Raw genomic sequence first — 16,866 nt, forward strand, 5'->3', positions numbered from 1 at the left:
TCTCCAAAATCCACCAGATTTTCCATGCAAACATCTGACTTTATGGTAAAAGATCTGCATCATCCTGCCGCCGGACAGCCTTCTGCCCGCAGGCGGACAGAAAGGAGGGGCTGTCAATGATCTTGACAGCTGAAACCGAACCAGAAGCCCGTCTGAAGCATCAGCTTGACGAACTTGAACGCATGCTGCATCAGCTGACCGTGCTCGACCGCGCGGACGGCCCGGAGGAGCTGAACCGTGCGATCGACGAGCTGCTGTGCTGCATGGGCGACTACACGCACGCAGACCGCGCCTATCTTTTTGTCTTTCTTGAGAAGAACGGCATATACAGAAATACCAACGAATGGTGCGCCGAAGGTGTTATGCCGCAGATCGACAATCTGCAGGCTGTTCCCTATACTGAAATGCCGGCCTGGCACGCATTCTTTCTTTCCGGCTAGCTCATCATCATCCCCGATATTTCCGCCGTGCGCGCGATCATGCCGGATGCACTGTCCGAATGCTGCAAAAAATGACAAGAAACGCCCGGAAATCTTGATTTGATCCGGGCGTTCTGTTATAATATCTCTTGCCGGAAGGACTGCCGCGCGGCGGTCCTTTCATGATTTTGCGGGACGAATACGCCCGTTTCCAGGGGGATATTGAACATGACTGCGGTTTTTGCGACAAAAATCTCCGCATTTGACCCGGAGAACATTTCGCAGCGCGTGCTGCTCACAAAGGAAAGGCTCTATGCGATCGACCAGCTGAATGGCGAGGGCCGCCAGCAGAGCTTCGCGGCGGCGCTGCTGCTTGAATATGTGGTAAAGCGCCTGTTTCCCAAAGCGGAGCATCCGCTCGAGGTCGCGATCGCGCAGGGCGGCAAGCCGTACCTCGCCAAAGAGCCGGACATCCACTTCAACCTGTCGCATTCGGGCGAATGGGCCGTCTGCGCCATCAGCAGCAGTCCGGTCGGCATCGACATCCAGCACTGCGATGAGGGCCGGCGCGATGTAGCCAGCCGCTTTTTCCACCGCGAGGAGATCCGCTATCTGGACAGTCTGCCGCAGTTCCGCCGAGACGAGGGCTTTTACCGTCTCTGGACACTCAAGGAGAGCTTTGTCAAGGCGACCGGCCGTGGTCTCGACCTGCCGCTCCGCTCATTCTGGATAGACATCCGGCGCGGCCGTCCGCAGATCGACTGCGGCAATATTGAGGGACAGTACAAGCTGTTCGAGCTGGATTTTCCGGCGGACAAAGCGTACAGGCTTGCCGTCTGCGTCAGGGATCTGAGCGAGAGCGAGCCGCGTCTGATGATACTGTAAGAGCACAAAAAATTAAGGCGAGCACAGATTTACTCTGTGCTCGCCTTTTTAATGCGCCTTTTTGTACGCTACGCTGTCGCCCCACCGCAGCGTGGTCGGCATCAGAATGCGCGCCGGCTTGTAGGTTCCCGTTTCAATGAACGAGGCAAGCTGCTCTACAGCGGCCTCAACCTGCCGGCTGCACCCGATGTCCACCGTCGTAAGTCTCGGCTCGGCGAGCTGACCGAGCTGATTAAAATCCACTCCGATGAGCGAAATATCCTCGGGCACGCGCACGCCTGCCCGCCGCAGCACCTTTGCAAGCGTCACCGCAAGCAGGTCGTTTCCGCAGAAGAACACCTCCGGCAGGCTTTTGTTCTGCTCCAGATGCCGCAGGATGCTGTTTTCCGTCTCCTCGCTGTCGATGCCCGGAAGCAGATCAAGCCATTCGTCTCCCTCCTGCACGGCAAGACCGGCGCGGTAGCAGGACTGCCGAAAACCGAAATACCGCTCAGAAAAGGCCGCACTGAACAACGGACTTCCGGCGAAACCGATGCGCGTGAAGCCGCGCTCCATCAGTGCGTGAACGACCTGATGCGCCGCCATTTCGTTATCCTCGGTGAAGGTGCAGACCGGCTCGCGGTAATAGCGTGCGCCGACCGATACGATCGGCAGACCGCACCGCCGCAGGCGGCTGAACAGCGTCTCGTCGATGTCGCCGAGCGTCAGGATCCCGCCGACGCCCGCCTCCTCAATGCGCCGCTGTGCGCCTTCCGGGTCATCGCGGAACTGCTCCGCCTCGGCCGTGACCACGCTGAATTCGTGCGCGGCCGCATAGCTCATAAAAATACGATTGAATTCGGTGTAGGAATAGCTGTCGCGTCTGTGCCGCTCTGCCGAGACCAGACACAGGCTCTGCTTGGTTGCGGCAGGCTTGAGCTGCCGACGGTAGCCCATCTCCTCCGCTGCCCTGCGGACGCGCTCTCGCGTCGGCGCGCTGATACCGCTCATGCCGCGCAGCACCATGGACACTGTGTTGATCGACACGCCTGTCCGCTCCGCAATCTGCTTGAGTGTTACTTTCATTTCTGCTCTTTCTCCGGTTTCTTTCTCTGCCCGCCATTTGCGTGCAGACCTTTTCCATTACTCTAAAGACATTATAACGCATATTTTTCAGAATGCAAACCTTTTCGTAAGAATATTTTTCGCGTTTCGTCATATTTACCAAATCATTTGCACGGTGCTTGTCAATATGCTATAATTGTCAGAGCCATAAAAAAGGAGCTTCGCTTTATGACGATTTTCATCTGTCTGGATGACGCGGACGGTCTCGCGTTCAACCACCGCCGTCAGAGCCGCGACCGAATTCTCTGCGAGCACATCGCCGCGCTCTCACAAAAAGGCGTTTTACGCATGAATACCTCATCTTTCTCGCTTTTTTCCGGAATAAACGCCCCGAATATCTGCGCTGAGGACGATTTCATGCAGCATGCACAGCCGGACGATTTCTGCTTTTTGGAGTGCACAGACCCCACGCCGTATCTCGGCCTTGCCTCGTGCCTGACAGTGTTCCGCTGGAACCGCCGCTATCCCGCCGACCTGCATTTTTCCGTGCCGGAAGGCTGGAAAAAAGTGCGTGAAACCGAGTTCGAAGGCTCCTCCCACCCCACCATCACACAGGAGGATTATGTAAAATGCGAAAATTGACGCAAACGCTTGCGCTGCTTATCTTAACGCTCAGTCTGCTGCTGGGCGGCTGTGCTCAGCCTGCACCGGGTCCTTCCGGCTCCCAGTCCGGCAGCACATCGACCGCCTCAGAAACTGCCGCATCGCTCGATAACATCCCGGCGTTCAGCGGCGAGCCCTATGTCGTTATCGACGACAATCAGCCGTCCTTCACCGCATCCGAGCTTACAACAAGCTCGTTCGAAAGCTATGCGCCGCTCGACAGCCTCGGCCGCTGCGGTGTTGCCTATGCCTGCATCTCGACCGATCTGATGCCGGCGGACGGCGAAAAGCGCGGCTCGATCAGCGAGATCAAGCCGTCCGGATGGGTCACGGCAAAGTATGATTTCGTCGACGGAAAGTACCTGTACAACCGTTGCCATCTCATCGGCTGGCAGCTGACCGCCGAAAATGCGAACCGCAGCAATCTCATCACCGGCACGCGCTACATGAATGTTGACGGCATGCTTCCCTTCGAGAACATGGTCGCGGACTACATCAAGGAAACCGGCAGCCATGTCATGTACCGTGTCACCCCGGTTTTCAGCGGCGACGATCTTGTCGCTCAGGGCGTTCAGATGGAGGCGTACTCGGTCGAGGATGACGGTGACGGCATCTGCTTCAACGTGTTCTGCTACAACGTGCAGCCGGGCGTCACCATCGACTACGCTGACGGCACAAACCATCTGAGCGATAAGGACGCTCAGACGGACAGCAGCACCAGTACCGATACCGCATCGGCGCATTACGTGCTGAACACCAGCTCGAAGAAGTACCACGACCCGAGCTGTTCCGCCGTAGGCAAGATGTCGGAGAAAAACCGCAGGGACTTCACCGGAACGCAGGCCGAGCTTGAAAAGGAAGGCTACACGCCGCACACCTCGTGCATTAAATAAATCAGACACAAAAAACGGAGAGCACAGACTGAAACCTGTGCTCTCCGTTTTCTTTTGCTCTATTTTCACTCTGCGAGCGCCTTCATGGCCGATGCGATGATCTCCGCGTTCTGAATAACGCGGCGCGTCTCCATGTATTCATCCGGCTTGTGCTCGCGCACCTCGTCCCCGGGGAAAATCGGGCCGAACGCCACGATATTCGGCATGGACTTCGCATAAGTGCCGCCGCCGATGCACTTCGGCTCAGCCTTTTCGCCGGTCTCCGCCTCGTACACGCCGAGCAGGCGGCGAATGAGCTCGCTGTCCTTCGGAATATACAGCGCCGCTGCGTGCGTCATCTCCGTTTCGGTGAAGCCGCCGAGCGTGAAGCCGCGCTTCAGTCTCGGATAGACCAGCTCATACGGCAGCGTCACCGGATAGCGAACGCTGAACGTGAGCGACAGCGTCTCGTTTTCGAACGATGCCACGCCGACATTCATCGTCAGATCACCGGAAACGCCGTCGCGCATCGCCAGACCGAGCGACTCGCCGTGCGTTTCCATGCCGAGACGCTCGGAAACGAACGCGAGGCACTCTCCGGTCTCGCCCGTGAACGGCAGCTGCGCGAGCGCCATGGCGAGCCGTCCGATCGCGTTTTCGCCAAGCTCCGGCGTCGAGCCGTGCACCGCGACACCCTCCGCCTCCACGCGAATGCCGCCGTCGATCGGCGTCACCGTCACCTTTTCCGCCGCGATCTTCGAGGCTGCCTCCGTCGGACATTTCACCTCCGCCACAGCATACGCCGGGGAGATGTTGCTCGCCTCGCCGCCCTCAAAGCGCGTCAGAATATAGTCGCCTGTCTGATGCAGCGTGCGCGTGTACGTGCCGTTCAGGATGCCCTTTTCGCCGTTGATGAGCGGATATTCGCCGTCCGGCGTGAAGCCCATGACCGGCATCTCCCCTCCATGAGAGGCGTACCACGCCATATCGCCGCAGCCGGTCTCCTCGTTCGTGCCGAAGATCACGCGGATGCGCCGGGACGGCTGAAAGCCGCTCTGCTTCAGCGTTGCGAGCGCGTAGACCGCCGCGACCATCGGCCCCTTGTCATCCATCGTGCCGCGGCCGTAGATGCGGCCGTTTTTGATCTCACCCGAAAACGGCTCACTCTCCGTCCAGCCGTCGCCGGCCGGAACCACATCAAGATGACCGAGCACCGCGACCATCTCTTCTCCCTCGCCGTACTCGCACCAGCCGACACGGTCGTCCATGTTTTCCGTCGGAAAGCCGAGTTTTTCACACAGAGCAAGCATTTCGTGCAGGCAGCGCGCCGGTTCCTTGCCGAACGGAGCGCCCTCCTCCGGCTCGCCCTCCACGCTCGGAATGCGCACGAGCGCCGCAAGAGACGCAAGCAGTTCGTCGCTGTGCGCATGAATATATCGTTTGAAATCCATTCTGGTTTCCTCCCGTTTTTCGCAGAAAAATTTTCGTTTCGTTGCCGTGACAACAGACATTCTAAACAAAGTATAGTAAGCTGTATTCACAAAGTCAAGCAGAAAACGCACATTTGATATATGGAGGAATACAGCATGGTACGAAAGATCATTGAAATCGACAGAGAAAAATGCAACGGCTGCGGTCTGTGCGCATCGGCCTGCCACGAGGGCGCGATCGGCATGGTCGACGGCAAGGCGCAGCTTCTGCGCGATGACTACTGCGACGGTCTCGGAAACTGTCTGCCGGTCTGCCCGACGGGCGCGATCCGCTTTATCGAACGCGAAGCGGCGGCATACGATGAAAAAGCCGTGCAGGAGAACATGAAAAAGGCGCAGAGCGCGCCGCATTCCGGCTGTCCGGGCAGCCGTGCACAGGCGTTTGCGCCGCGCACTCCCTCCCCGGCATCCTTTGCTCCCGCGGTCTCTGAGCTGCGCCAGTGGCCGGTGCAAATTCAGCTCGTGCCCGTGAACGCGCCGTATTTCGATGGTGCAAACCTGCTCGTCGCGGCCGACTGCACGGCCTACGCCTATGCGGATTTCCATAGGGATTTCATCCGGAACCGCATCGCGCTTGTCGGCTGTCCCAAGCTCGACCCGGTGGATTACAGTGAAAAACTGACCGAAATCCTGCGCCGAAACGATATTAAGAGCGTCACCATCGTGCGCATGGAGGTGCCGTGCTGCGGCGGACTGGAACACGCAGTAAGAACTGCGCTGCAAAACTGCGGAAAGCTGATTCCGTGGCAGGTGCACACGGTCTCTGTTCAGGGAGAGCTTTTATAAAGCTCTCGGGAAAATTGCCGCCGTCTGGCGGCGGAGACAAAAGGGGACAGGACACCAAGTATGGTTTCCTGTCCCCTCTTGACACCCCAAACCTTCCTTTTGGCGCTGACACATCGAAGATGTGCAGCGAAACGGGGTTACGGGAGCTCGGTTCCGTGCGTCGTTTCGCTTATGGGACGCTGTTATGCCCTGAGTTTCCCTTGCGTGATCCGCCGCGCATAACAGTGCGCGGCCATCCGGTGCAAGGCGGCCGCTTTCCGCTGCGAACCGCTCCGCTTCTATCAATGGTGTACTCTTGGAGCACCAAACGCCCCTGTGGGCCCCTCGCTTTTAGACGCGCGACCGAAGGGAGTCGCGTCCTAAGGAAAGGTTGGGGAGTCAAGAGGGGCAGGGAAACCTTGGTGTCCCTGCCCCTTTTGCCCCCGCCGCCGGGCGGCGGCAATGCACACGCCATATCATGGCGAACATCCCCCGTCCCGGGAGGGCCTCTCTCGCCTCCAGCGGCGCACCGCTGTATCAGCGGAAAATTTTGCGTCTGCTGATGGTATAGCAGAAAAGGGCGCTCATCGCCTGCGGCGGCAAGCCGCCGGAACGGCGGAACCGCTTACCCTCTGCTGAGAGGAAAGAAAGAACGGCATCTCTGCTGAGATTAGAGAATTCTCTCTATCCCTCCCCTCTCTATTATGATATAATAATAAAAAGAAACCCCGGCGGCGGCAGCCGCCCTGCAACAGGAGGTAACACACTATGCCATGGTGCCCGAAATGCGGCGCAGAATACCGCGACGGCTTTACCCGCTGCGCGTCCTGTGATGTGCCGCTCGTCGACCGCCTCACCGACGAACAGTCAAAAGAGGCAAACAAGTCGGAGACCGAGCGTGAATGTGATAAAATGGTGCTCCCCGAGGGCATGAGCAGTCCGATCGCGGTCTACACCGCGAAAAACCGTCTGGAGGCCGAGTCCATTGAGGAAATGCTGCGCGACAACGATATTCCGGTATTTGACCGTCCGGCGGCTTTCCGCCAGATCCAGTCCTACAGCGGCGCGGACGCGCGCTTCGGCGTAGAGCTGGTCGTCGATGCCTCCCAGACCTCGCGCGCCCGTCAGCTCATCGAGCAGATGCAGGCTGAGCTTGCCGAAAACGAGCTTTCCGAGGACGACCTCGCCCGTCTGGCTGAGGAACAGGCTGAGCAGGAGCCCCCGGCAGAGATGCAGGACAATGCGTCCTTCCGCCTGCTGCCCGTCATCGCAGGCGTTCTCGTGCTCGCGCTCGTCGTGCTGTATTTTGTCACGCGATAAGGAGAGATAACTATGCCCTGGTGTCCCAAATGCGGCTCAGAATATCGAGACGATATCAAAAAATGCGCGGACTGCGGTCTGCGGCTCATCGACCACAAGCCGGACGGAAGCGAGATTTTTCCGGTCGAGCAGGCGCCCCGTCCGACCGGCATCCGCCGCTTCTTTCCGCGCGAGCGCGTGCTGCGCATCCTGCGCGCGCTCATCGCTGTCTTGCTCGCGCTCGCAGCGGTCTTCACCCTGCAGGGGATGATGTAGACTGCGTTTTTTTCAATAAAAGGAGGAACTGCATATGAATTATGAGATCAAAGGCACGCCGTTTCCGGTCGTGATCTGCAAGCTCGCGAACGGCGAACGCATGATTACCGAAAAGGGTGCGATGGTCTGGATGAGTCCGAACATGGAGATGAGCACGGTCGGCGGCGGTCTCGGACGAATGTTCTCCAAGGCATTCTCCGGCGAAAGCATGTTTCAGAACATCTACACCGCCCGCGGCGACGGCATGATCACATTCGGCTCCTGCTTTCCCGGCCGCATCGTCCCCCTCGAAATTGCGCCGGGACGCGAATTCGTGCTCCAGAAGAGCGCGTTCCTCGCCTCGACTGACGGCGTAGAGCTGTCGATCCACTTCAACAAAAAGCTCGGCGCGGGCTTTTTCGGCGGCGAGGGCTTTATCATGCAGCGTCTGTCCGGCTCGGGCATGGCGTTCGTCGAGATCGATGGCGAGCTGGTCGAGTACACGCTCGAACCGGGTCAGAAGCTCATCGTGGACACCGGCAACGTTGCCGGCTTTGACACGACCGTCGACATCGACATTCAGCAGGTTCCCGGCCTCAAGAACAAGCTGTTCGGCGGCGAAGGTCTGTTCAATACTACGCTGACCGGCCCCGGCCGCGTCTGGCTCCAGACCATGCCGATCTCCGGAATCGCGCAGTCCGTCGCGCCGTTCATCCCGAGCAGCGGGAGCAACTGATTTTGCAGCCACGCTGACATAAACGCACTTTCTTCCGCGTATGTTTTCCCGAAGGAGGGGGCACATGCGCGGAAGATGTTTGTCTGCGGTGGGAGCAGTGCTCGCCATCGCGCTTTTCACGCTCGCAGCATCACCCTGCACTGCGGTGCTGCGGACAGTTTTGGAGAATACGGCGTCCGCGACGCTCGTCATTGATGCCGGGCACGGCGGCTTTGACGGCGGCGCGGTTTCCGAACGCGGTGTCAGCGAACAGGCGATCAACCTGTCGGTCGCCCAGCGAGTCCGGGCTCTCGCCTGCTTTTTCGGCGTTCAAACCGCCATGACGCGCGCGGACGAGGGCGCACTCGACTACGACCCGTCGCGGTCGGTGCGCGAAAACAAGGTCGCGGATATTCACGCGCGCGAACGCATCGTGCAGAGCATCTCCTCGCCCGTTTTTGTCAGCATTCATCTCAACAAATTCAGCGATCCGCAGTACCACGGCGCACAGGTGTTTTACTCCGCGAACAGCGCATTCGGAAAGCCGCTCGCTGAGGCGCTCCAGTCTGCGCTCATCTCCGGCTGCGATCCGGAAAACCGCAGACAGGCAAAGCAGGCTGAAAGCTCCGTCTACCTCATGCGGGTCCTCACCTGCCCCGCCGTCATCGTCGAGTGCGGTTTTCTGTCCAATCCGGACGAAGAGACGCGGCTCGCAGACGAAAATTATCACAAAAAACTTGCTGTCTGCATCGTGACCGGCTATCTCCGGTACACAGACGGCCATGGAGGATAACATGAAACAGAAAACCGTGTTTTTATGCAGCGACTGCGGCTATGAGTCGCCGAAATGGTACGGAAAATGCCCGTCCTGCGGCGCATGGAACACCATGAGCGAATTCAAGCCTGCCGCCCCGTCCGCCGCGCGCGGCACGACGAGCTTCGTGCGCGGCACATCGCGGCCGACCCTGCTCGGCGACATCGAGACCGGCGACGAGGCGCGTTTTCTGTCCGGCATCGGGGAGCTTGACCGCGTTCTCGGCGGCGGCGCGGTGCACGGCTCGTTCGTGCTCGTCGGCGGCGAGCCCGGCATCGGCAAATCTACGCTCCTGCTCCAGATGTGTCAGGAAATGTGCCGGAACGCCCGCGTGCTGTATGTTTCCGGCGAGGAGTCGCTCCGGCAGATCAAGCTCCGCGCGGCCCGTCTGCACATCTCCTCTCCCGAGCTGTATATCCTCTCGGAGACCGACATGGATCAGATCATCAACGAGACCGAGCTTATGGCGCCCGATATTCTCATCGTCGACTCGATCCAGACGGTCTACAAGCGCGATCTGACCGCCGCGCCCGGCGGCACGACGCAGATCAAGGAATGCGCGATGAGTCTGATGCAGTATGCGAAAAACAAAAACGTGACCATTTTCATCGTCGGGCATGTAAACAAGGAGGGTACGCTCGCCGGACCGAAGATCCTCGAGCATATGGTAGACTGCGTGCTGTATTTCGAGGGCGAATCGGCCGGGCCGTTCCGCTGTCTGCGTGCAGCCAAAAACCGCTTCGGCTCGACCAACGAGATCGGCGTGTTCGAAATGAGCGAGCACGGTCTTGTAGAGGTCGCAAACCCCTCTGCCGCCATGCTCGCCGGGCATCCGCAGGGCGCCTCCGGCAACTGCATCGCCTGCGTCATGGAGGGCAGCCGTCCGCTGCTCGCAGAGGTGCAGGCACTCGCTGCCAAGACGCAGTTCGGCGTACCACGCCGCACGGCGGCAGGCGTGGACTACAACCGCATGGTGCTGCTGCTCGCCATTCTGGAAAAGCGCTGCGGTCTGTTCCTTTCCTCCTCCGACGTGTACGTCAATGTCGTCGGCGGCATGAGACTGGACGAGCCTGCGGTCGACCTGCCCATGCTGCTCGCCATTACGTCGAGCTTTCGCGACAAGCCGCTCCCCGAGGGCGTCATGAGCTTCGGCGAGGTCGGTCTGACGGGTGAGCTGCGCGCCGTCTCCAACGCCGGTCAGCGCATCAACGAAGCGTACCGGCTCGGTTTTCATACCTGCGTCATGCCCGACCAGGAGGTCGACGAGGAGCTTGCGGGGAAGATGAACCTCGTGCGTGTCAAAACGGTCGGCGACGCCATCAAGGCCGTGCTGTAATAGAGACAGCAGTCTCAAATCCGTCCTTCGGGGCGGATTTTTTTGTTTTTTCCGGGCAAGCTATTTCCCGGAGGTGCTTTGCATGGAAAGAAAGGCTCGGTGGGTCTGTCTGATCTCCGCCGTTATCATAGGTATTTTTGCGGCTGTATTTGCCCTTTCCGAAAGGGAAAAAGCGTTTTCCGTGCGAACAGCGCAGGCGAAAACGCAGGACATTTACAACAGCGTCACCGTATTCGGCTCGGTCGTTCCCTCGCGCACGGTATCGCTCGTCCCCGAAAACAGCAGCGTCGTGACCGAGGTTTTCGTGCGCGAGGGGGATACGGTCGAAAAAGGACAGCCGCTCTGCACGCTTAAAGCCGCTGCGACCCCGCCGCTGTCCGCCGCCGATGTGCAGGCGGCTGTCTCAGCGGTGCAGGCGGACCCGGATGAAACCGAGACCGTGGCCGGAAACGCGGTCACCTCGCCCTTCCCCGGCACAGTCCTCAGTGTGCCGCGCGCCGGGCAGACCGTCCGCGGCGGCTTTCCCTGTGCGGTCATCGCAGATCTTTCCTCGCTGCGCGTCCGCGCAGAAACGCCTGAGCTGTATGCGGACGAGCTGCGTGCCGGACAGAAGGCCAACATCACCCTTGCCGCCGCCGACCGCATGTATGCCGCGCGTGTCGCGTCGCTCGCGCCCGTCGCGGTGCAGGCCGTCAGCCTTGCCGGCGACAGCGGCAGTGTTACCGTCGAGACCATGCTCGACCTCGAGGGCGACATGACCGGTCTGCGTCCGGGAAGCAGCGCAACGGTGAAAATCTTCACCGACCATCGAAAAAATGCGGTCGTCGTACCGTATGAGGCGGTATGCCAGAGGGGCGAACAGGAATATGTTTTCACCCTCAAAAACGGCCGCGCCGTGCAGAATCCGGTCACGACAGGCTATCTGCTCGAGCGCGTGATCGAGGTGCGCAGCGGTCTCGAGGGCGGTGAGACCGTCATCCTCTCCCCCTCCGATGAACTGGAAAACGGAGCAAAGCTCGAGGTTCAGCCATGAAATACCGGGACGTTCTTCGCTTTTCCCTGCGCGGCATCCGAACGAGTCCGCTGCGCTCGGCGCTCTCAGCGCTCTCGGTCGCGGTCGGCACAGGTGCGCTGCTCATCATCGCCTCGCTCGGTCTGTTCGGCCGCACGCAGATCGAAAACGGTCTTGCACGCATCGGCGTGAGCGGCCTTGCGGTGAGCACAGACGAGGGCGGCGCCGGCACGCCGCTCTCCGCGGCCCTCGCGGAGCGGATGGCGCAGGCCGTCCCCGGCATCAAAGCCGCAAGCCCCGTCCGTGCGGTCGGCGGCACGGTCCGCGCCGGACATCGCACATCCGGCGTGGTGCTGCTCGGTGCAGATGAAAATCTCGGTGAGGTCATGCAGGTCGAGCTGCTCGCCGGTGCGCTCCCCTCTCAGGCACAGGTCGAAGCCCGTGCCGCGGTCGCGGTCGTGGGGGATGAACTCGCGGAACGCCTGTACGGACGCGTCAATATTACCGGCCGCGAAATCCGCATCAACCGGAACGGCCGCGAGCAGATCTTCACGGTCTGCGGTGTAATGCGCGCACAGACCGGCGCGCTCGGCGGCGCGCTTTCCGCCATCGCCCCCGAGCTGGTATACGTGCCCTACGGACTGCTCGCAGAGAGCGGAGAGCGCGCCGATCAGGTTTTCGTATCGTGCGCTGCGGACGCCGATCCGGATGCGGTCGGACGCAGTATCTCGCGCTATCTCGAAACGCGCGGTCAGGTCACTGGCACGGTTTATGTGCGGAGCATTTCGGGCGCGGTCGAGACCGTGCAGCACCTCGCGTCACTCGGCACGCTGCTCTTCTTCGCTGTCGGCGGCATTGCGCTGCTCGTTTCCCTGCTCGGCGTGTTCAGCAGCATGCTGTCCGCCGCGCACGAGCGAACGAACGAGATCGGCATTCTGCTTGCCCTCGGCGCACGAAAACGCGACATCCGGCGGATCTTTCTGAGCGAAGCGGTGCTGCTCTGCGCAGCCGGCGGAGCCGCCGGTCTTGCGCTCGCGTGGACCGCGCTGCGGCTCGGCGCCGCGCTGCTGCTGCCGGGATGGCGGCTGACGGCCGCGCTCCCGCTCATCGCAGCGCTCTGCGGAGGGATCGCCGGACTGCTCCCTGCGGTACGCGCCGCCTCGATGGACCCCATCGAAGCAATGAGAAAATAACCCGGACAAAGCAAAAAGAGGAAGGCAGCCATGTGGTTTCCTTCCTCTCATTTTGTCTTTTCAGACGGATATTCACTTTTTCGCGGTAAAGAACAGACGCGGGAAGCGGAAAATGATCTCGCCGCTTCTCTGCACCGGATAGATTTCACGAATCCCCTCCAGGATTTCCGCCTCGAATTCCCGCTTATCCTCGTCCGAAAGCTGCGCAAGATACGGCCGCAGGCTGGTTCCCCGGTACCACTCCAGAATGCTCTCGCAGGAGGGCATGCGAAGAAAATACATGATCTCCCACATACGGAAATCGCTCGCATTTTCGCTCAGAATATCGAAGTATTCCTCCTCCGTCAGCTCGTTGTACGGACGGTGTGAGAGAATTCTGTCTGTCCAGTGCGCCCGGTGCGCGACCTCGTTCAGCAGCCTGTGCATCGGGTGTTTTCCCTGCGACGGGATCTGCACGGCGAGCGTTCCGCCCTCGTTCAGCAGTCCCAGCATCTCCCTGATGCGCTGCTCATGGCCGGGCAGCCATTGCAGACAGGCATTCGAGAACACAAGGTCGTACCGCTCCTGCACTTTTCCGAGGTCGTGCGCCGCATCGAGCGTGATAAATTCCAGCTCCGGATGTTTTTCACGCGAATAGCGCAGCATGTCCGGTGAATTATCCGCGCCGACAACCCGTGCGTGCGGAAAATGCTCCGCGACCACCTGTGTGCTGTTGCCGATGCCGCAGCCGATATCCAGAACGGTCTTCGGCTCGCCCTCGACCGCGCGCACGAGGTCATAGCTCGGGATCGTGCGCTCTTTCTCAAACCTGCTGTAAAGCTCCGCGTTCCAGTCTGCCATACCGGCTGTCTCCTGTCAAAAAGATGATATTGTTGCCTTAAATGTCCAGCTCGAGCAGCTTGTCGCAGTACGGGCAGCGGTCGCCGATCTTGCCGTGGAGCGGTACATACAGCTCGGTACGGGTGATGCACTTGTGGTTGGAGCAGCGGACGCCCGGCTCGTGGCCGATGTCCTGATGGCCCGCACGCTCGAACGGCAGCTTGGACAGGGTCAGCAGCAGCGCCATGCGGCCGAACATGCCGAAGCGCGCCTGACGGAAGTAGACCGCACGCGGGTCGTCGTCAACATCCTGCGCGATCTCGTCGACGCGCGGCAGCGGATGCAGCACGAGCATGTCCTTTTTCGCGCGCTTCATCTTTTCCGCGGTCAGCTGATAGCTGCCCTCCAGATTTTCATATTCCTGCGCGCTCGTAAAACGCTCGCGCTGAATACGGGTCATGTACAGCACATCCAGCTCGGGCAGAACCTCGTCGATGCTGTTGACCTCGCAGTAGGGCATGTTGTGCTCCTTGAGGAAGCTGATCATGTAATCCGGCAGTTTGAGCGCGTCGGGCGCGATCAGATAGACCTGCACGTTATGGAAGCGCTCGAGGAAATGCAGCAGAGAGTGTACGGTGCGGCCGTACTTCAGGTCGCCGCACAGACCGATCTTCATGTCATCCGCCGAACCGCGCATGCGCAGGATCGTGACCATGTCGGCCAGCGTCTGGGTCGGATGGAGATGGCCGCCGTCGCCCGCATTGATGACCGGAACGGAAGAATACAGACTTGCCGCCTTGGCTGCGCCCTCGCGCGGATTGCGCATGACGATCATGTCCGCGTAGCAGGACACCATGTTGATCGTGTCCTTGAGCGTCTCGCCCTTGGTCGTCGAGGAGGAACGCGGATCGGAGAAGCCGACAACGCTGCCTCCGAGACGCATCATCGCAGTCGAGAACGACAGATTGGTTCGGGTCGACGGCTCATAGAACAGACTGCCGAGCACCTTGCCGCGGCAGGCGTCTACATAGCCCTCAGGCCGGTCGATGATGTTAGTGGTGAGTTTGTACAGATCGTTGAATTCCTTGTCGGTCAGATCGCTCAGATCGATAATATGACGCATGGAGAACTCCATCCCTTTCATGTTTTCTGCTTTATATCATACCACAGCCGCACATAAAAAGAAAGAGTCCGCGCATGAAAAATACGCGGACTGATCCTGCCGTGAAGCAGTCGGCCTTCGTCAGGCCGTATTCGGTTTTCGCGGAGCACAGGTTGTTTAAAGCCCCCCGCACGGAATGCTTCGCCCTCCGGCCCCGTTTCTTTCTCAGTTCGTCGGGGTCAGCGCGTAATCATAAATATTATGACCGCTCTGGAGAGGCTTGCCGCCGACCGTCAGCATGACGCTTTCTGCATTCCGCGCGGACGCGAAGGTGTTGACGAGCGAGTAGACGAGCATTTCCTCGCCTGCCGTGCCGGAAGCGCGAACCGCATCGGCATAAACGTCGTTCATGTCGAGCGTGAGTACGCCGTCCGCGAGCGAGGAGGAAACGACCTCCGCGCCCTCCGGGAGTGCCCCGGCCTTGATGAGCGCATCAACAAGCGCCTTATCCGAGTCGTCTGCAACGTCTGTACCGACCGGAGTAAGCGACTCGCTCTGCTCGTCCGGCACATAGATCACAGCGGACTCACCGCCCGTCGGATTGGGATTCTCCGGCTGTACCGCAGGCGTTTCCTGCTGGGTGTCATCCGGTTTTTCCGGCTTGGACGGCGTGACCGGCTCGGTCTGCGTGTTATCCTGAGAAGGAGTGCCGACCTCGTTTTTCTCGAGCACGAAGCCATAGATGCAGCCGCCGATGACCATCAGCAGAATGACCACGACCGCCACAATGATTTTTGTGTTTTTCTTCATACGAACGCCTCCCTTTGCAATGCAGCAAGGTTTCTATCCTGTGTTTATATTATACCACAGCGGCACCGAAAACGCCAACACATGACATCCATTTTACGCCGCTTATGGTATAATCGTTAAATAGTTTGTATAATAGCCATTTCGCGGCTATTATACCACGTATCCGCAGAAAACGCCATCAGTCCTTAAAGATAAACGCCGGGATAGGCGGGTCGTTTCTGCGGTTCGCCCAGTCGCAGACGAGCACGCTGTATTTGCGGTCATCGAGTGTTTTCAGGTGTGCAAGCAGCGCATCGCGCTCGCCGTAGCCGTTCTCGCCGCCGTAATAGATTGCGAGCGCCATCACGCCGCCGGGCTTCAGCAGGCGCAGGCCGGCGTTTACTGCTTCGATGGACGAGTCAGCGTGCGTGAAGATATGCGGGTCGCCGCCCGGCAGGCGGCCGAAATTGAAAACGATGCAGTCCACGCTTTCCGGTGCGGCGTAGCTTTCCATATGGGCGTGGCTGTCGAGATGGACCTCGGCGTGCTTTCCCTCCCGCGCGAGCAGTTCATTTGTCTGGCGGACAGCATCCTCCTGCACATCGAATGCGAGGACGCGGCCGCCTTCCCCCGCAAGTTCGCAGAGCAGCGCCGTGTCGCGGCCCCTGCCGGCTGTTGCGTCGATGCAGAACGCGCCCGGCTTTACTGTGCGGCGAAGAAAATCGTGCACGACGGATAATGTGTTCATGGGTGTGACCTCCCGATAGGTTGATATCTATATCATAGGGGAAAACGGCTGCCGCGTCAAGGCCGGTGCCCACCGGCTGGGGCAAGAGGGGGATAAGACACCAAATGGTTTCGGCCGTAGCCCACTATCCTCTTTTCCGCGCCGTGCGCGGATTAAATGAGTACTATCCCCCTCTTAACTCCCCCTCATCTTCCTTAGGACGCGACTCCCTTCGGTCGCGCGTCTAAATGCGATGGGCCCACAGGGGCGTCTGGTGCTCCAAGATACAGCACTTGATGGAAGCGGAGCTTTTCGCAGCGATAGTCCGAACGCCCTGCACCGTCTGGCCGCGCACTGTTATGCGCGGCAAATCACGCAAAGTAAATTCAGGGCATAACAGCGTCCCGAAACCTGCCCGACGCACGGAACCGAGCCCCCGTAACCCCCGTTTCGCTGCACATCTCCGATGTGTCAGCGCAAAGGAAGGTCTGGGGAGTCAAGAGGGGACAGGAAACCATTGGTGTCCTGTCCCCTTTTGTCTCCGCCGCCAGACGGCGGCACCCCCGGCCGCCGAAGGCGGCCACTGACCACGCCCTCCGAGGGCGTAAAGTCGCCTCCAGCGGCGCACCGCTGTATCGGCGGAAGGTCTGCCGTCCGCAGACGGTAT

18 protein-coding genes are annotated in these 16,866 nt (G+C 59.9%); 12 read left to right on the forward strand and 6 right to left on the reverse strand.

Annotation, left to right across the window (positions count from 1 at the left end):
* The first annotated feature begins 116 nt into the window (after nucleotides 1-116).
* Both H8S02_RS10100 and H8S02_RS10105 read left to right on the forward strand, forming a co-directional pair.
* Complete coding sequence (locus H8S02_RS10100) at nucleotides 117-440, forward strand: hypothetical protein (protein ID WP_186970401.1); 324 nt, start codon at nucleotides 117-119, stop codon at nucleotides 438-440.
* A gap of 207 nt (nucleotides 441-647) precedes the next feature.
* On the forward strand, nucleotides 648-1,304 hold the full coding sequence (locus H8S02_RS10105; protein WP_186970402.1) for a 4'-phosphopantetheinyl transferase family protein: 657 nt from the start codon (nucleotides 648-650) through the stop codon (nucleotides 1,302-1,304).
* 48 nt (nucleotides 1,305-1,352) lie between these two features.
* Here the strand turns inward: H8S02_RS10105 and H8S02_RS10110 are convergent, their stop codons facing one another.
* Nucleotides 1,353-2,369, reverse strand: a complete 1,017-nt coding sequence (locus H8S02_RS10110) for a LacI family DNA-binding transcriptional regulator (RefSeq protein WP_186970403.1) — start codon at nucleotides 2,367-2,369, stop codon at nucleotides 1,353-1,355.
* 207 nt (nucleotides 2,370-2,576) lie between these two features.
* Here H8S02_RS10110 and H8S02_RS10115 point away from each other — a divergent pair, with 207 nt between their 5' ends.
* Both H8S02_RS10115 and H8S02_RS10120 read left to right on the forward strand, forming a co-directional pair.
* Nucleotides 2,577-2,990 (forward strand): ribonuclease Z, encoded by a 414-nt coding sequence (locus tag H8S02_RS10115; protein ID WP_186970404.1) that lies wholly within the window; start codon nucleotides 2,577-2,579, stop codon nucleotides 2,988-2,990.
* On the forward strand, nucleotides 2,978-3,904 hold the full coding sequence (locus H8S02_RS10120) for a DNA/RNA non-specific endonuclease (RefSeq protein WP_186970405.1): 927 nt from the start codon (nucleotides 2,978-2,980) through the stop codon (nucleotides 3,902-3,904). The genes H8S02_RS10115 and H8S02_RS10120 overlap by 13 nt, the downstream gene beginning before the upstream one ends.
* A gap of 65 nt (nucleotides 3,905-3,969) precedes the next feature.
* On the opposite strand, the gene pepV is transcribed toward H8S02_RS10120, so the two are convergent.
* Entirely contained in the window at nucleotides 3,970-5,334 is a 1,365-nt protein-coding gene (gene pepV, locus H8S02_RS10125; protein ID WP_186970406.1) for a dipeptidase PepV, read from the reverse strand.
* Between the two features lie 135 nt (nucleotides 5,335-5,469).
* Between pepV and H8S02_RS10130 the strand changes: the two genes are divergently transcribed.
* From H8S02_RS10130 to H8S02_RS10165, 8 genes are all read left to right on the forward strand, one after another.
* Nucleotides 5,470-6,159, forward strand: coding sequence for a 4Fe-4S binding protein (locus tag H8S02_RS10130; RefSeq protein ID WP_186970407.1), 690 nt, complete (start codon nucleotides 5,470-5,472; stop codon nucleotides 6,157-6,159).
* A gap of 747 nt (nucleotides 6,160-6,906) precedes the next feature.
* Nucleotides 6,907-7,458: a putative signal transducing protein gene (locus H8S02_RS10135; RefSeq protein WP_186970408.1), complete on the forward strand. Its 552-nt coding sequence runs from the start codon at nucleotides 6,907-6,909 to the stop codon at nucleotides 7,456-7,458.
* Nucleotides 7,459-7,470: 12 nt separating this feature from the next.
* A complete protein-coding gene (locus tag H8S02_RS10140) occupies nucleotides 7,471-7,713 on the forward strand; it encodes a hypothetical protein (RefSeq protein ID WP_186970409.1) in 243 nt (80 codons plus the stop codon).
* A 34-nt stretch (nucleotides 7,714-7,747) separates the two neighbouring features.
* A complete protein-coding gene (locus tag H8S02_RS10145; protein WP_186970410.1) occupies nucleotides 7,748-8,428 on the forward strand; it encodes a TIGR00266 family protein in 681 nt (226 codons plus the stop codon).
* Nucleotides 8,429-8,492: 64 nt separating this feature from the next.
* Nucleotides 8,493-9,200: an N-acetylmuramoyl-L-alanine amidase gene (locus H8S02_RS10150; RefSeq protein ID WP_186970411.1), complete on the forward strand. Its 708-nt coding sequence runs from the start codon at nucleotides 8,493-8,495 to the stop codon at nucleotides 9,198-9,200.
* A 1-nt stretch (nucleotide 9,201) separates the two neighbouring features.
* The gene (gene radA, locus H8S02_RS10155) at nucleotides 9,202-10,557 is read left to right on the forward strand and encodes a DNA repair protein RadA (RefSeq protein ID WP_186970412.1); all 1,356 of its coding nucleotides are present in this window, start codon (nucleotides 9,202-9,204) and stop codon (nucleotides 10,555-10,557) included.
* Nucleotides 10,558-10,639: 82 nt separating this feature from the next.
* Complete coding sequence (locus H8S02_RS10160) at nucleotides 10,640-11,590, forward strand: efflux RND transporter periplasmic adaptor subunit (RefSeq protein ID WP_186970413.1); 951 nt, start codon at nucleotides 10,640-10,642, stop codon at nucleotides 11,588-11,590.
* Nucleotides 11,587-12,762, forward strand: coding sequence for an ABC transporter permease (locus H8S02_RS10165; RefSeq protein ID WP_186970414.1), 1,176 nt, complete (start codon nucleotides 11,587-11,589; stop codon nucleotides 12,760-12,762). The genes H8S02_RS10160 and H8S02_RS10165 overlap by 4 nt, the downstream gene beginning before the upstream one ends.
* Before the next feature lie 72 nt (nucleotides 12,763-12,834).
* Here H8S02_RS10165 and H8S02_RS10170 read toward each other — a convergent pair whose 3' ends face one another.
* The 4 genes from H8S02_RS10170 to H8S02_RS10185 all read right to left on the reverse strand — a co-directional run bounded on the left by H8S02_RS10170 (nucleotide 12,835) and on the right by H8S02_RS10185 (nucleotide 16,220).
* Entirely contained in the window at nucleotides 12,835-13,602 is a 768-nt protein-coding gene (locus H8S02_RS10170; protein ID WP_186970415.1) for a methyltransferase domain-containing protein, read from the reverse strand.
* Nucleotides 13,603-13,639: 37 nt separating this feature from the next.
* Nucleotides 13,640-14,704 (reverse strand): aspartate carbamoyltransferase, encoded by a 1,065-nt coding sequence (gene pyrB, locus H8S02_RS10175; RefSeq protein WP_186970462.1) that lies wholly within the window; start codon nucleotides 14,702-14,704, stop codon nucleotides 13,640-13,642.
* A 204-nt stretch (nucleotides 14,705-14,908) separates the two neighbouring features.
* On the reverse strand, nucleotides 14,909-15,493 hold the full coding sequence (locus tag H8S02_RS10180; protein ID WP_186970416.1) for a GerMN domain-containing protein: 585 nt from the start codon (nucleotides 15,491-15,493) through the stop codon (nucleotides 14,909-14,911).
* Nucleotides 15,494-15,671: 178 nt separating this feature from the next.
* Complete coding sequence (locus tag H8S02_RS10185) at nucleotides 15,672-16,220, reverse strand: tRNA (mnm(5)s(2)U34)-methyltransferase (protein ID WP_186970417.1); 549 nt, start codon at nucleotides 16,218-16,220, stop codon at nucleotides 15,672-15,674.
* Nucleotides 16,221-16,866 lie beyond the last annotated feature (646 nt).

Source organism: Agathobaculum hominis (assembly GCF_014288055.1).
Classification (GTDB): domain Bacteria; phylum Bacillota; class Clostridia; order Oscillospirales; family Butyricicoccaceae; genus Agathobaculum; species Agathobaculum hominis.